The following is a 12,828-nucleotide window of genomic DNA, read 5'->3' on the forward strand; positions in this document are numbered from 1 at the left end:
TACCGCTCTACAGACTTAGAATGGCCATCTCGATTTGCCTCACTTTAATGTGGGCTCAAAATTCGGGATGACTCATGTTTGTCGGTTCTGGGGGAGCTTTGGGTGACTGTCGTCGAAGTGTTGCAGAGGTGACTGGTGGTGGTTTAGCTCATGGAGCATAGTACTAAACCTCGATAACCAGCCGCCCTTCCCGTCCGTCCTCAATTGCCATCCCAACGAATTCCGCAACCTGCCGGGGTAATAATATTTCCAAAGGAGGTTCTTCGTTGTCCCAGCTGGAGGTGAGGGTCGCGCCGGGTGCTACCAGTGTTGTTCGAATACCACTACCTTTTAGCTCAGCCTCCCAGCCGAGGAAGAGGCCCCGCAGCGCATATTTGGTTGCCACGTAGGCAGTAAGGTGGGGCGGCCAGTAATCAGTGCCAAGTGATCCAATCACCACCAGGTGCCCTCGTCCCTTTTTGCGTAATTCAGGGAGTATTCTACGCATTAAACGATGATTGGACCGGACGTTAAGTTTCCAAAGCTGCTCGAACTTGTCTTCTCCGCGCAGCAATTCTCCGGGAGCGAAGGTGGCCGCATTCAGTATGATGGCGTCAAAATACTTTTGTGGTACAGCTGCAATCCCTGCCTTTGTCGTCAGGTCCGCTTGTATGATTTGCACTGCCCCTCCAAGCTCCTCTCGTAGTTGCGCGAGTGCAGTAGCTGAGCGTGCTACTCCAGTTACCTCCCAACCCGATCGTACGAAGTATTCAACGCAAGCACGACCAATGCCCCGGGTAGCCCCGGTTATCAGTACGTTCTGCCGGCTCATGCCTTCTCATTGAGGAAGATGGCGCCTTCTTCTACGACAACCTCTCCACGGTAACCACTCTCCGTAACCCCAATCTTGATACCTCCCCATTCGCCCCCACAGTCACTGTGGATGATGGCATCTGGCCCCAGGAGCAATCGTGCACCGGGATCAACGTGGATAACGGCCCGTTCCGGCAAGTGAATACGGTTATTGATGCGCAGGGTATGCCCCCGACGGATAAAAATATCGGTATTGAAATCCCGGGCACCTTCCCAGTTCAGGTCTTTCGTTACCCGTACGGGCTCGTTCGGATTGTACTTGCACCAGTAGGGCAGTACCCATTTTCGCTGCCTGCCGTTGATGTCGCTCATCGCAGCGTGCATTCGCCCGATCTGGCAGGGCGTAAGTGCCTCCTGCCGATTGCTGTAGTCCATTAGGTTATTGCTGGTTTTACCGGGGCCGGTATTCTTTCCCCGCCGACTCCAGTAATCGTTTCGGTGGGTTGGTGTGTCATCACAGCCATCCTGCGTCCAGGCGTGGCCAAGGGTGAGGGCGTGCCCGATTTCGTGCGCGACAATACCTCGAAGTTCCCACGGCGGACGGTTGTTCTCCAGCCATCCGGTCACCTTGATAGCATCGCCCAGGTATATGCCATCAGTGCCCGGCGAACGAAAGGTGCTGCTCGTCAGGCTATCCCGGGGTGGCCCCATGATGAAGATGTTTAATACAGAGTCCTTGTTGACCGCATATTTGTTGATTACACCACGGTCGGCCCGGTTTCGGTGTTTCCCGTTGTGGAGGTAGCCATACAGCTCATCATCGTAATGCTCGTAAATGGCGGGTTCCTCGGTTCCTGGTTTTGTTGCCAGGTTAAACAGCACCCGTTTTGGTAAAGCCGGCACCTCCATATTGTCAGGCTTGAGCCACAGCTCTGGCTGAGCATTCATCAATCCATTGGTGGAATTCAGAACCTCCTTGATGTTCTTAACCGCCGACTCCCCGTACAATGGGTACAAGGTATCGGAACTGTTCATGATGTGGAAGTTCACCAGGAGGTATCGGATGGGGAGGTAACGCTCATTGGTCGTGTCGGGCAGATAATGTGACGGATCCTTCTGACTGTTTTTTGGAAAATTAAACTCCTCTAGCCTTAGTACGCCTTCCGGACGTAATCGCTCGTAGGTAAATGGCTCATCCGGGTCTAAGGAGACCAATTTACTGGCCGGTACTGGCTTTGGCTTGCAGGCCAAAGCCAGCAGGGGGAGAAGAAGTAAGAGAAGGAAACGAAGCATAGGAGAGAGGCATAAGTGGTCAGGAATCAGTAAGTAGGATTTAGTATTCAGGAACCAGGGTTCAGATTTTAGGATTCAGCATTCAGTCGTCAGGTTTCAAAGCTCCGCAGACAACATTCAGGGACAAGACCCAAGGCTAAAGCCTGCCCCATCCGGATGCTGGTTCCTGACCCCAGAATGCTGGTTCCTGAATCCTGCTGCCTGAAAACTGATTACTGGCCCCTGAATACTAAACCCTGATGCCTGAAAACTAAAGATCCAGCACCATCGTCATCGTCTTGCCGTCGAACGCAACGGTTCGGAAGCCCATTCGCTGATACCATTGTGCGGCATGGTTATCTCCATGCACACTCAGGGAAACCTGTTTGTCCCCTCTTTCGCGAAGTGCCTTTAGTAAATGATCGATCAGCTGTTGGCCGATGCCAGCACCACGCAGCCCTTTTTTAATGGCGATGCCCAGTTCCGGGACGTCCTCGGCAACGAAGCCATAACCGGGTTCCGCTTTGGTGAAAAGGCGAGACCAGATGGCGCCGATTTCCTCACCATCTCTTTTAACGATGAAACCAAGGTCGCCCTCCTTTCCCCAGTACTCGTAGTACCGGCGCATCTCGGGGTGCCGGATCGTATCGAACGGTATTGGTGGCGCACCGGGGGGATTGTAAAAAGAGGAGTGGAAAATATCGTGGAAAAAGGCGGTTGTGGTGTTTTCCAACGGATGAAAGCTCAGGTCCATAGTTTGGTTAATTAGCTCAGTAAGGCGGCAGTAAAGTACGGTTATCCACCAGTGCCTGCAAAATGAAGTTCAGTGCTATGATGGTATAAGGTTCAGTAAACTTCGTTTTGTAAGCACTAAAAGTCAAAGTCATTTGGATCGGGGCCAAAGTGTTCTCCCTTCTCTAACTCGTCAATGGCAATCATGTGATCTTCGGAAAGTTCGAAATCGAAGATTTCGCTGTTCTCTTTGATCCGCCCCTGGTTGGTTGACTTTGGAATAATAATGATGTCATTTTGCAGGCACCAACGAAGCACCACCTGGGCCGGTGTTTTACCGTAGGCCGCGCCAATTTCGGCAAAGAGTGGCTCTTTCAAAAAGTTGCCCTGCATCAGCGGACTCCAGGCAGTGATGGCAATATTGTGCATATCGCAATAGCTGATGGCATCTGCCTGTACCAGGTAAGGATGGAATTCGATTTGGTTGACGGCGGGCAGGATCTCCCCCTGTTCGATGATGTCCGTCAGGTGCTCTTCCATGAAATTGCTCAGTCCAATGGCCCGGACTTTACCGGCCGCAAGTGCCTGCTCCAGGGCCATCCAGGCGGCCATATAACCGTCCACCGGCCAGTGGAGCAATAGTAAGTCAACATAATCCGTACCCAGTCGGGCCAGCGCTTCCTCCAGTGCTTCGGTGGTACGCCCGGCACGGATGTCGTCGTTCCATATTTTAGTGGTCAGCCAGATGTCCTCCCGGGGAACGTCGGCAGTACGAATGGCTTCGCCTACAGCCTCTTCATTTTTATAAATACTGGCGGTGTCAATGTGCCGGTAGCCGGCTGCAAGCGCCCAATGGATGGCGTCAATTGCTTCTTGTCCGTTACCGGATTGCCAAACGCCCAGACCTAACTGGGGAATTTTGAGGCCGTTGTTAAGTTTAATGGTTTTCATGCAAGAAGTAACGTCGTTATGGCTCGTGGGGTTTTTCATGGGGGGGAGATTGTCTTTTGGGCGCGGCCGCAGGTGCAGTGGAGGGGCTAAAGAAGCGGGGGCCAGAAGGCAGAAAGACCCTTCCTTCCTGCTTTGCGTATGGCGGAATTACATCAGCCGCCCCAAACCCTGCTTCCTTAATCCCAAAATCGGCACCCGCGCCCGCGCCCCAAAATACTTTAAGGCACTATTTTTTAGCTAAGTACCGCCCAAACCGATCCATTACGACCGCATGCGCCCGGGCCTGGGTAAGCACATACAAGTACCATGGGAGTGCGGGTACGAACTCGTGGATAGCCGAGATGACGTACGCTCCGTCAAGCACCCGCCGGAACTCCAACCAGCCATAGTCTTTGCGGCGAACGAGTCGTCCGCCATTGATGTAGAATAGCTGGCGATTGTCGTCGCTCCGATCAGGGATGAACTGTAATTGTAATAGCGGGACCGACAAAAAGCTAAAGGTGGAAACGTCGCCATCGCTAGTGACATTAATCAGTGTTCGAAAAAAAATCGGCAGCCAGCGTTGATAAATCCTGGCTACATAGGTGGCGGAGTGGGCCCTTGGGTTGGGCAGGCGCTGCACACTTCGTACCGTATTTTTCTCTTTGTCAGCTATTTTTTTCCGCTTTGGTAAGGCAGGTAGTTTTTCCTTGCCAAATAAAGCCCGGCGGGCAGCGGTTCTGAAGTCTTTTCGATCCGGGAAAGCAGCCAATAATTCATTTGGCGTCGCAATCAGGTCGTGCCGCAGGCTTTCCACGAGAGGGGAAACCAGCGCCTGGCTATTGTCGGTAAACAAGCTGACCCAAAAGGTAGAAAAACCAGGGCTGAAAAACCTCACCGGCCGGATGATGCGCTTTTTATCCAGGAGCTCCGCCACGGTGCGAATCATCTCCATATAGGTCGTGGCGTGAGCCCCACCAATGTCGAAGGCCCGGTTGTACATCTCTTCTTTTCCCAAAACCAATTGCATCATGCGCAGGGCGTCATCCAGCTCGATCGGATGCGTGGCAGACTGGCACCAGGCGGGGCAAATAAGAATGGGGAGACGCTCGACCAATTTGCGGATCATAGTGAAGGAAGACCCTTCTGCCCCGACGATGATGCCAGCCCGCAAGGCAGTTACCGGAACCCCGGCCGCCCCAAGTGTTTGTTCCACTTCCCACCTGCTGCGCAGGTGCCTGCTAAGCTGGTCTGTGGTCTCATGCTCGGGGAGTAAACCACCCATGAAAAGAATTTGCTTCAGCCCGTTGGCTTTGGCTGCCCGGCCGAAGTTATCGGCCAACAAGAGGTCTGTATCTTCAAAGCCCCCCTGGTGCAATCGCGTGGTCGGAACCATTGAGTGTACCAGGTAAACGGCGTAATCAGCTCCGGATAGCGCTGCTTCCGTACTACTGAGGGAATACAGCTCTACCTGTCGCCATTCTGCCTTGTCGTAGCCAGGGTCAGGTTGCATTTCCCCTCTGCTGAGGGCAATGATCCGATATTCCTGGTGGAACCGCTCGATGAACCAGCGGCCAATAAATCCGGTGGCACCGGCAATAACTACAGTAGGTCTTGGCATACCGTATAAAGAAGGAAGAGGCGCACAATGTTGTCGGGTTGTCAAGTTATCAAGGTGTCAGTAGAACGACAACCCAATAACTGGACAACCCGACAACTTGATAATCCGACCTAATACCTGAGGTCTTCCACGTGGTAACCGGGGAATTCGTCTTTATTAAAGGTGAAAGTGGCTGCGGCCAGGGCAACGTTGCCTTTAGTTCCCTTCAGTTGAAAGGTGAAATTGGCACCATCGGGGGTGAAGGCTTTGATGGAGACCAGTTCCTTTTTTGCCTTGTCGACCATGAGACGGAGCTTGGTGAATTCGCTGTTATTGCGGTTCGTGGGCTTAAGCTCGATCGCCTGCAGCATACGGCCGTTAACTACCTCCTGGCCCTGAAGCGCGAGGATATAGTTATCGCCTTTGTAAAAGTTGAACAAGGTCTGAGGAGTGAGCATGCCATTTGTTTCCTCCGGATCCGGGAGGTTGTTGATCATGACTTCCTTATTGCCGTGCTGAATGATGTAGGCAGCTTTAGCATTAATGATTCCCTCCTGGTCTCCCAGCTTAAAGCGAACGAGGTCGCCCTGGCGTTTGATTTTGCCTGTTTGGGACTCTATCCGCTGGCCGGGAAAGGCGATGTCAAGCATAAAGTCCGCCTCCATCGTCTTATACGCATCGTACTTGCTGCGTATGCTGTTAATTAGGGCAATCGCTTCAGGATCACTATCCTGGGCGTTCGTGTATTGTTTTTCCTGAGCCAATAAGGAGGTTCCGCAAAGGACAAAGAGGGCTAGAAAAAGTGCGTAAATTTTCATGGGGGTGACTATTTGATACGACTATAACGCAGTAAAGAGAGCAAGGATGTGAACAGAGGCGTTAATGTCCCGTTAAACATATAGGACGTGCACAGGAGGTATATTTGAGCGTATTTTAGGCTTTGTAGCTTAATTTTTGCTTGATGTGAAACATATCTCTTCCCTATGACCTTGAGTAAACAGTAGCGGATTTTTGTCTCGTTACTTTATCTGCCTTGTTTAAAACACCATATAGTATCAATTAGTAAAATTTTTTAATAAAAATTTGATGACTAATAATAATCAATTCGGTAATAATGACCGTGTAAAAAGTGAGATTCAGGAGCTTCGTTATAACCTATTGCAATCTTGTAGTTGGCTAAACAATGGTACCCGTCAATTGCTACAACCTTTTGGTATAACTCCGAAGCAACACAACATCCTGAAAAATCTTGCTCATAGTAGCCCTGAATCAGCTTCGATTCAGGAGGTTCGGGATAGTCTGGCAGATAAAATGTCTGACGCAAGTAGATTGATTGACCGGTTGGTCAAGAAAGGCTATTTGGATAAATTTCCTTCCGACTACGATCGTCGTAGCAACCGGGTCAGGATTTCTGATGCGGGGCTGAGGTTACTGAAAAAAATTGATATGGGTAAAGAACAGTTCGATCAGTTGATCAACGACCGGCTAAGCCCCAATGAGATACTCCAACTCAATTTGCTGTTATCTCAGCTTAAGTAGTAATATTTCATAATTTTTGTCGCTTATGTTGGTGTAGCCAGGGTATCCTGGTCACAGGTTACCTTCCATGCCTTTATGCATTATACCTTTAAGCCATGAATTTACCCGCCAAAATGGCCTGGCGTTACTTGTTTGCCAGCAAGTCAACGAATGCGATTAATATTATCACGTTGATCGCCGCTTTCGGGGTGGCAATCGGCGCAGCGGCGTTATTGCTTCTACTCAGTGTATTCAATGGCTTCGAAGACCTCTTTCTGGGGATGTTCAATAACCTGAACCCAGATGTTCGCATCGTTGCAACGGAAGGAAAAAGCTTTGAGCTGGACGAGGAAACGCTTCAAGGGCTCTACCAGTTGGAGGGCGTTGAAGTGGTTGCTCAAACCCTGGAAGAAACAGCCATTTTTAGCTATGACGACAAGCAAAGTGCCGCGCACATCAAGGGGGTTGACAGCTTTTATCCGAAAATAAATGGAATAGATACCATGGTCCGGGAAGGGAAATATGACCTGGACCTTTCCGATGGCAAAGAATCTGGCGCCATTGTTGGCAACCAACTCTCTATTGTTCTGGGCATTGATCCACTAAATCAGTTTGAGCGCCTAACGGTCTTTATGCTTCGGCCAAAGCCGAAAGGAAGCAGCTTCCTTACTACTGGAAGAAGTAACTATCTGCGACGGGATTTTCAGCCTACCGGGATCATCCGTAGCCAGGAGGCATTTGAGAATCAGGCGGTACTGGTCAGTATTGCCAAGGCAAGAGAATTGCTGAGTGCCAGTGACTCTACGGTGTCTTCATTGGAACTAAGGTTAGCTCCAGGCTTTCAAACCAAAGACACCTATCGACGAATCCAGGCCTACATGGGCCCTGGCTTTCAGGTTAAGAATCGATACGAACAGGAAAACAGTATCCTTAAGTTGATGAAGGTCGAGAAATGGGTTGGTTTTGCCATTGTCAGCCTGATGATGGTTTTGATCAGCTTTAACCTGGTGGGAGCTCTTTGGATGATCGTGCTGGAAAAAAAACGTGACATCTCTATCTTAAGGAGCCTGGGGATGACCAGCGGAAATGTTTCAGGTGTGTTCATCCGGGTTGGCCTTCTGCTTTGTGGCCTCGGCTTAGTTACGGGCTTTGCCCTCGCTTCGGGCTTGTTCCTGTTACAGAAAACGTTTGGCCTCATCAGTCTTCCAGGTATGATGCAGGAAGCCTATCCTATCTCCTTTCGTTGGTATGATTTCCCCGTAGTCGCCGGCACGGTATTGATAATTGGCCTGATCGCTTCCCTGTTGCCCGCGCAGCGCGCGGGGAAGATTGATGCGGTGATCATGGAGGAGTGAGCCAGTGGTGGTGTTATTGAATAACTGAGGATAGATAGGATTCAGGGGCCCCCAGGAGCTGAAAAGCAGCGTCCGGAATGCCTGGGCTAAGCGGAATATCCTAAGTCCAAATGAAACAAAACAACAAAGCCCCCAACACAAATGAATGTGTAGGGGGCTTTACTGTTTTAACGGAATACGGTAGATCAGGCCATGCGCAACTTAGCCTCTGCCCGGTAGAATTCCCGGAAAGTAATCATCCGCTGTTTCTCTTCGTCCCACAGCTTATTGAACATCATTGGCAGGCTTTGAATAAAGCCGACCTTAGTCACATAGCGCTGAAGTACCGGATTTTCCTTCGCACAACGGCGAAGGTTATAATTTGGGATCCGGCTGGAAAGGTGGTGGATGTGGTGGTAGCCGATGTTACCGGTCAGGAAGTGCAGGAAACGGGGCAATTTGTAAAAAGAGGCACCTTTGATGGCAGCGGTAAGGTAGTCCCAGTTCTTGGTCCACTGCATGTAAGTATGCTCGTGCTGGTGTTGTACGTAGAAGAACCAAAAAGCAATAATGCCGAAAAAGAAGATGATAGAACCCTGTACGATCAGGAAAGCTTTCCAGCCAAGCAGGAAGCCAAGGCCAACGTAGACGGCAGCAATCAGGAAATTATTGAGGTGTTGCTTACGGTGAATCGGGCTCCAGCCTTCAAAAGTGATGGAGGGAATACGCAACATCACCCCGAGGTATATAACCGGTACAATGATGAACAGGACGACCGGAGAGCGGAACATCCGGTACTTAAAACGACCCCATTTGTCTAGCTCACGGTATTCTTCTACCGTAAGGAAATCGATGTCACCAATGTCACGATGTTCTAACTGACCGGTGTGTCCGTGGTGAAAACTGTGCACACGGGCCCAGTAAGTATAAGGTATGGAACTGAAGAAAGAACAAACAAAGCCAATGGCGTCGTTTACGCTGCGCTTCTTGAGGAAAGAGTAGTGACCACAATCATGCTGAATGATGAAAATGCGAACCAAAAAGAATGCATTGATTGCACCGAGCCCGATGGTCAGCCAAATGGAATAGTCCACACTGAAATACATTGCAATCCAAAGTGCAACGAAGGGGCCGAAACTGCTGAAGATTTGACCAATTGCTCGTCCGGTATCAGCTTTTTGATACTTGGCAACGATGGCTTTCCAATGCTGCAGTCCCTGATTGATGTCCTCAGGGCTTTTATCGATAGAACTTTGCACGCGCTATGAGTTTTTAATGATGAAATGTCCGGGCTTCTGGTAACCAAGCCACAAGGTAAGAAATCCTTTCGAGCCGTAGAATACTGAAAAGATCTTTTACAAAACACTGACCCCGGCCAAAGGCATATGCTTCAGGCCGGGGACAATTATATAACGTATGTAAGCAAAGAAGTGTTTTAACCTTCCATCAGCAGGAACGCTGCCGCTTTCGGCCACCCGCCTTTACCCCCTGCTATTCCTGACCTTTTCGCGCTATCTTTCCCGTCCGCCTTCCCGGGCTTGTGTCCACGATGCTTCTGCGCGGTGCCTTGTCCTGGCTTTCCGGACCGATTAGATTCAGCCTTTTGAGGAGCATCTTCTGGTAGGTAAGAGCGCATAATCTCTTTTTTCTCTTTTTGCCAGGCTTCCATTTGTGGCTGCAAACGCGCCTGGATGCGCTTCAGATCGGCCTCATACTTAGTCGTAAGAGCTTTAAGCTCGGTGATTTCTGTGCTGTGGGCTTCCCGCCACGCCAGGCGTTCCGCTTTCACGTTTTCCATCTGCTCTGGCGTCGGGCGCTGGGCCCGGCTTCCGGCTTCCTTCTGACCCCGAAGATTTGTCTGGCGCTGAGTTTTAAACACCTCCCGCAGCCGAACGAGTGCTTCTTGGTCTTCAGCGGAGATGAACTGGTTCAACTGTCCCCGGGCAGCCTTTATGACCGGAATAACTTCATTCTCTTGGTGTGCCTTCATCTCCTGCTTCATGGCCGCTTTGTCTACCGATTCCCATGCAGCCTTTCTTTCAGCCCTTACTTTTGCAAGCTTTTCCTTTTGCACGGGGGTTAAGACTGCTTCAATAGCTTGCCGGTTTTCTTCCCGGAGTTGTTTCATGGCTGTCCGGTCCGGCTTGGTTTCCTGTGCCTGCTCTCTGGAGGCTTTGGCCTTGGTCCGGGCCTCCATCTTGATGGTTTTGATTTGCTCTTGCTGCTCGGCCGTGAGATCTAGCTGTGAGTAAAGGTCGGGCTTTTTGGTGCCTTTTTTACCTTGTCCTGGCTGGGCGGCAACGATGGAGACCGCTATTAGCAAAAACAGAGCGGTCATCATTAATTTACGCATGGAATCAATTTTTTATGGTTCGCAAATTAGATGATGAGAAAAAGCCAAGGTTTAATTGAAGCCAAATAATTCTTTCATTTTGTCGAAAATGGCGGTATTCTCGTAAATCCCGGCAAAGGCTTCCGCGCCAGGACCGTAGGCAAAAACAGGGATGAGGTCAGCCGTATGGTAATCTGAAGTAAAGGCACCATCTATTGCTCCCATTTTGGAACCGTTTTGAATGGCGTATCCACCCGTTTCGTGATCCGCAGTTACAATTACTAAAGTCTCCCCGTCGCGTTCCGCAAAATCCAGCACCGCTCCGATGGCATTGTCGAATTCAATCATTTCGGAGATGATGTAATCGCTTTTGTTGGCGTGGCCACCCCAATCGATCTGAGACCCCTCGATCATCAGGAAAAATCCTTTGTTTTTGGTGTCTCTCTTGTTGAGGAAGTTCGTCGCTATCCGCGCTGCGGGTACCAGGTAATCCCGGCCCTGAGAGAAGGGAAGAGGTTCGGCGTCAGCGGTGAAGTAGACGTAGTTCTTAATTGCTGAAGGGCTGATGTCCTGAATATCTTTTTTGACGAAGTTCTCGACCACGTAATTGCGATTTTGAAGCTCAGTACCAAGCTGGCGATCATCCATCGTCCGCCGGTTAAAGAATTTCGCGCCGCCGCCGATGAGGAGGTCGATTTCCGTATTCATGAAATCCTTGGCGATCTCCTCATAATTTTTTCGCAGGCGGTTGTGAGCAATGAAACTTGCCGGAGTAGCGTGTACTACCGAACTGGTGGATACCATGCCAGTAGGTAGGCCTGCAGCCTCGGCAAGCTCCAGGATGGTGACGACAGGAAGAGTGTCTATATCCACACCAATGGCACCGTTATAGCTTTTAACGCCGGCACTGAAGGCGGTGGCACCAGCCGCAGAATCGGTAACCAGGTTATCTCCACTGTAGGACTTGTGGAGGCCGATGAATGGAAACCGCTCCAGGTTCAATTTATTTTCGTTGCTGTACAACCCAGCTGAAATCTGGGTGATGCCCATACCGTCTCCAATCATCAGAATAATGTTTTTCGGACGGCGCACCTTAGCCATTGTTCCGTCAGGCGACTCGATCGCTATCGGGGTAGGTGCCGTGGCGGGAGTGGCAGGCGCATTGACTGTTGTGGTGGTGCCTCCTACCGTATCGGTAGGAACCGGCGGACAACTCATCATCAGGAAGCTAAGACTAAAGCAGGAGAGGGCGACTTTTAAGTTCATCCAGCAAAGATAATATTGCAGCCAGTGGATGTGGTCAATTTTAAGTCAATACAATGAAAGTTAGGCACTTGCCGCTCAGCGTGTCCCGTCAACAATTCAACAGAAAAGTCAAATTTTGACAAATGATAAAATTTATTTGCCAAGACAACATTTGCCGCACTATCTTTATTATACTAATCAAAGCTTAGTCATGACTGCAACTTTCTCCAACTACCAGGATTACGATGCTTACGCTCCTGCGGACTACGCAGTGTGGAAGCAACTTGCCGAACGCCAACTCACCGCGCTGCGCGCGGTTGCCTCTGCTGATTACCTACAATGCCTAGATGAACTCCACCCGGTCCTCAGCCCTAACCATCCACCACGTTTTACTGACTTAAATGAGCGCCTTGCTGCCGCTCACGGGTGGTCCATCAAGGTTGTTCCCGGCTTTTTGCCGGTAAACGAATTTTTTGAGCTCCTGTCTAACCGCAGGTTCTGCTCCAGCACCTGGCTGCGAAGCGAGGATCAAATGGATTACCTCGAAGAGCCTGATATGTTCCACGATATCTTTGGCCACATACCACTCTACCTTAATAAAGACTACGCCGAATTTGCCCAACGTCTTGGCGCTCTCGGCGTCAAATACGCCGACGACGAAGAGCGGGTCACCCAGCTGCAACGCCTTTACTGGTTCACCATCGAATTCGGTGTTCTTCGGCAGGAAGACGGTGAACTGAAAGTCTACGGCGCCGGTATCTGCAGCAGCTACGGAGAGACCAAACACGTCTTTCAGAACCCTGAAGTACAAGTGGTCCCCTTCGACCTCGATACAGTACTCGCACAAGACTTCGTCATTACCGAAGTGCAGATGAAGTATTTTGCCATTCGTGATTTTGCCGAACTCTGGAAAGTCGTTGATGAACTGGAAGCCCGCTGGGCTTAACCTCAGGAGAGAATGGGCGGTGCCCCGGAAAGCGCCAGCCTGCATTAGGAAAACCTCGGGGCACAGTCCACTTGCCTTTCTTAGAGGCATTATGCCCGGACTTTAGCTGTGTGTTCATTGCCTCTCA

12 protein-coding genes are annotated in these 12,828 nt (G+C 50.4%); 3 read left to right on the forward strand and 9 right to left on the reverse strand.

What is annotated here, in order from left to right:
• Positions 1-163 precede the first annotated feature (163 nt).
• The 6 genes from B036_RS0114620 to B036_RS0114650 form a co-directional block, all read right to left on the reverse strand.
• A complete protein-coding gene (locus B036_RS0114620) occupies positions 164-811 on the reverse strand; it encodes an SDR family NAD(P)-dependent oxidoreductase (protein WP_020569473.1) in 648 nt (215 codons plus the stop codon).
• Complete coding sequence (locus B036_RS0114625) at positions 808-2,085, reverse strand: zinc metalloprotease (RefSeq protein WP_020569474.1); 1,278 nt, start codon at positions 2,083-2,085, stop codon at positions 808-810. The genes B036_RS0114620 and B036_RS0114625 overlap by 4 nt, the downstream gene beginning before the upstream one ends.
• A 250-nt stretch (positions 2,086-2,335) precedes the next feature.
• Positions 2,336-2,818 carry a GNAT family N-acetyltransferase gene (locus tag B036_RS0114630; protein ID WP_020569475.1) on the reverse strand — a complete coding sequence of 161 codons (483 nt, stop codon included), beginning with the start codon at positions 2,816-2,818 and terminating at the stop codon, positions 2,336-2,338.
• Between the two features lie 116 nt (positions 2,819-2,934).
• Positions 2,935-3,786, reverse strand: coding sequence for an aldo/keto reductase (locus tag B036_RS0114640; protein ID WP_020569477.1), 852 nt, complete (start codon positions 3,784-3,786; stop codon positions 2,935-2,937).
• Positions 3,787-3,973: 187 nt separating this feature from the next.
• Positions 3,974-5,347 (reverse strand): NAD-dependent epimerase/dehydratase family protein, encoded by a 1,374-nt coding sequence (locus tag B036_RS0114645; protein WP_020569478.1) that lies wholly within the window; start codon positions 5,345-5,347, stop codon positions 3,974-3,976.
• 110 nt (positions 5,348-5,457) lie between these two features.
• Positions 5,458-6,144, reverse strand: coding sequence for a LolA family protein (locus B036_RS0114650; RefSeq protein WP_020569479.1), 687 nt, complete (start codon positions 6,142-6,144; stop codon positions 5,458-5,460).
• 268 nt (positions 6,145-6,412) lie between these two features.
• On the opposite strand from B036_RS0114650, the gene B036_RS0114655 reads away from it, so the two are divergent.
• Both B036_RS0114655 and B036_RS0114660 read left to right on the forward strand, forming a co-directional pair.
• Positions 6,413-6,865 carry a MarR family winged helix-turn-helix transcriptional regulator gene (locus tag B036_RS0114655; protein WP_020569480.1) on the forward strand — a complete coding sequence of 151 codons (453 nt, stop codon included), beginning with the start codon at positions 6,413-6,415 and terminating at the stop codon, positions 6,863-6,865.
• A gap of 95 nt (positions 6,866-6,960) precedes the next feature.
• Positions 6,961-8,199, forward strand: coding sequence for an FtsX-like permease family protein (locus tag B036_RS0114660; protein WP_020569481.1), 1,239 nt, complete (start codon positions 6,961-6,963; stop codon positions 8,197-8,199).
• 185 nt (positions 8,200-8,384) lie between these two features.
• Here B036_RS0114660 and B036_RS0114665 read toward each other — a convergent pair whose 3' ends face one another.
• From B036_RS0114665 to B036_RS0114675, 3 genes are all read right to left on the reverse strand, one after another.
• The gene (locus tag B036_RS0114665) at positions 8,385-9,437 is read right to left on the reverse strand and encodes a fatty acid desaturase (RefSeq protein ID WP_020569482.1); all 1,053 of its coding nucleotides are present in this window, start codon (positions 9,435-9,437) and stop codon (positions 8,385-8,387) included.
• 176 nt (positions 9,438-9,613) lie between these two features.
• Positions 9,614-10,531 carry a Spy/CpxP family protein refolding chaperone gene (locus tag B036_RS0114670; protein WP_020569483.1) on the reverse strand — a complete coding sequence of 306 codons (918 nt, stop codon included), beginning with the start codon at positions 10,529-10,531 and terminating at the stop codon, positions 9,614-9,616.
• A 51-nt stretch (positions 10,532-10,582) separates the two neighbouring features.
• On the reverse strand, positions 10,583-11,776 hold the full coding sequence (locus B036_RS0114675) for an alkaline phosphatase (protein WP_245557474.1): 1,194 nt from the start codon (positions 11,774-11,776) through the stop codon (positions 10,583-10,585).
• A gap of 190 nt (positions 11,777-11,966) precedes the next feature.
• Between B036_RS0114675 and B036_RS0114685 the strand changes: the two genes are divergently transcribed.
• Positions 11,967-12,701, forward strand: a complete 735-nt coding sequence (locus tag B036_RS0114685) for a phenylalanine 4-monooxygenase (RefSeq protein ID WP_020569486.1) — start codon at positions 11,967-11,969, stop codon at positions 12,699-12,701.
• Positions 12,702-12,828: the final 127 nt, after the last annotated feature.

The organism is Neolewinella persica DSM 23188, from assembly GCF_000373105.1.
Lineage (GTDB): Bacteria > Bacteroidota > Bacteroidia > Chitinophagales > Saprospiraceae > Neolewinella > Neolewinella persica.

Excerpts from the sequence above, each read along its gene's own strand:
- B036_RS0114620 (WP_020569473.1), bottom strand. The coding sequence starts at position 811 with ATGAGCCGGCAGAACGTACTGATAACCGGGGCTACCCGGGGCATTGGT.
- B036_RS0114625 (WP_020569474.1), bottom strand. The coding sequence starts at position 2,085 with ATGCTTCGTTTCCTTCTCTTACTTCTTCTCCCCCTGCTGGCTTTGGCC.
- B036_RS0114630 (WP_020569475.1), bottom strand. The coding sequence starts at position 2,818 with ATGGACCTGAGCTTTCATCCGTTGGAAAACACCACAACCGCCTTTTTC.
- B036_RS0114640 (WP_020569477.1), bottom strand. The coding sequence starts at position 3,786 with ATGAAAAACCCCACGAGCCATAACGACGTTACTTCTTGCATGAAAACC.
- B036_RS0114645 (WP_020569478.1), bottom strand. The coding sequence starts at position 5,347 with ATGCCAAGACCTACTGTAGTTATTGCCGGTGCCACCGGATTTATTGGC.
- B036_RS0114650 (WP_020569479.1), bottom strand. The coding sequence starts at position 6,144 with ATGAAAATTTACGCACTTTTTCTAGCCCTCTTTGTCCTTTGCGGAACC.
- B036_RS0114655 (WP_020569480.1), top strand. The coding sequence starts at position 6,413 with ATGACTAATAATAATCAATTCGGTAATAATGACCGTGTAAAAAGTGAG.
- B036_RS0114660 (WP_020569481.1), top strand. The coding sequence starts at position 6,961 with ATGAATTTACCCGCCAAAATGGCCTGGCGTTACTTGTTTGCCAGCAAG.
- B036_RS0114670 (WP_020569483.1), bottom strand. The coding sequence starts at position 10,531 with ATGCGTAAATTAATGATGACCGCTCTGTTTTTGCTAATAGCGGTCTCC.
- B036_RS0114675 (WP_245557474.1), bottom strand. The coding sequence starts at position 11,776 with ATGAACTTAAAAGTCGCCCTCTCCTGCTTTAGTCTTAGCTTCCTGATG.
- B036_RS0114685 (WP_020569486.1), top strand. The coding sequence starts at position 11,967 with ATGACTGCAACTTTCTCCAACTACCAGGATTACGATGCTTACGCTCCT.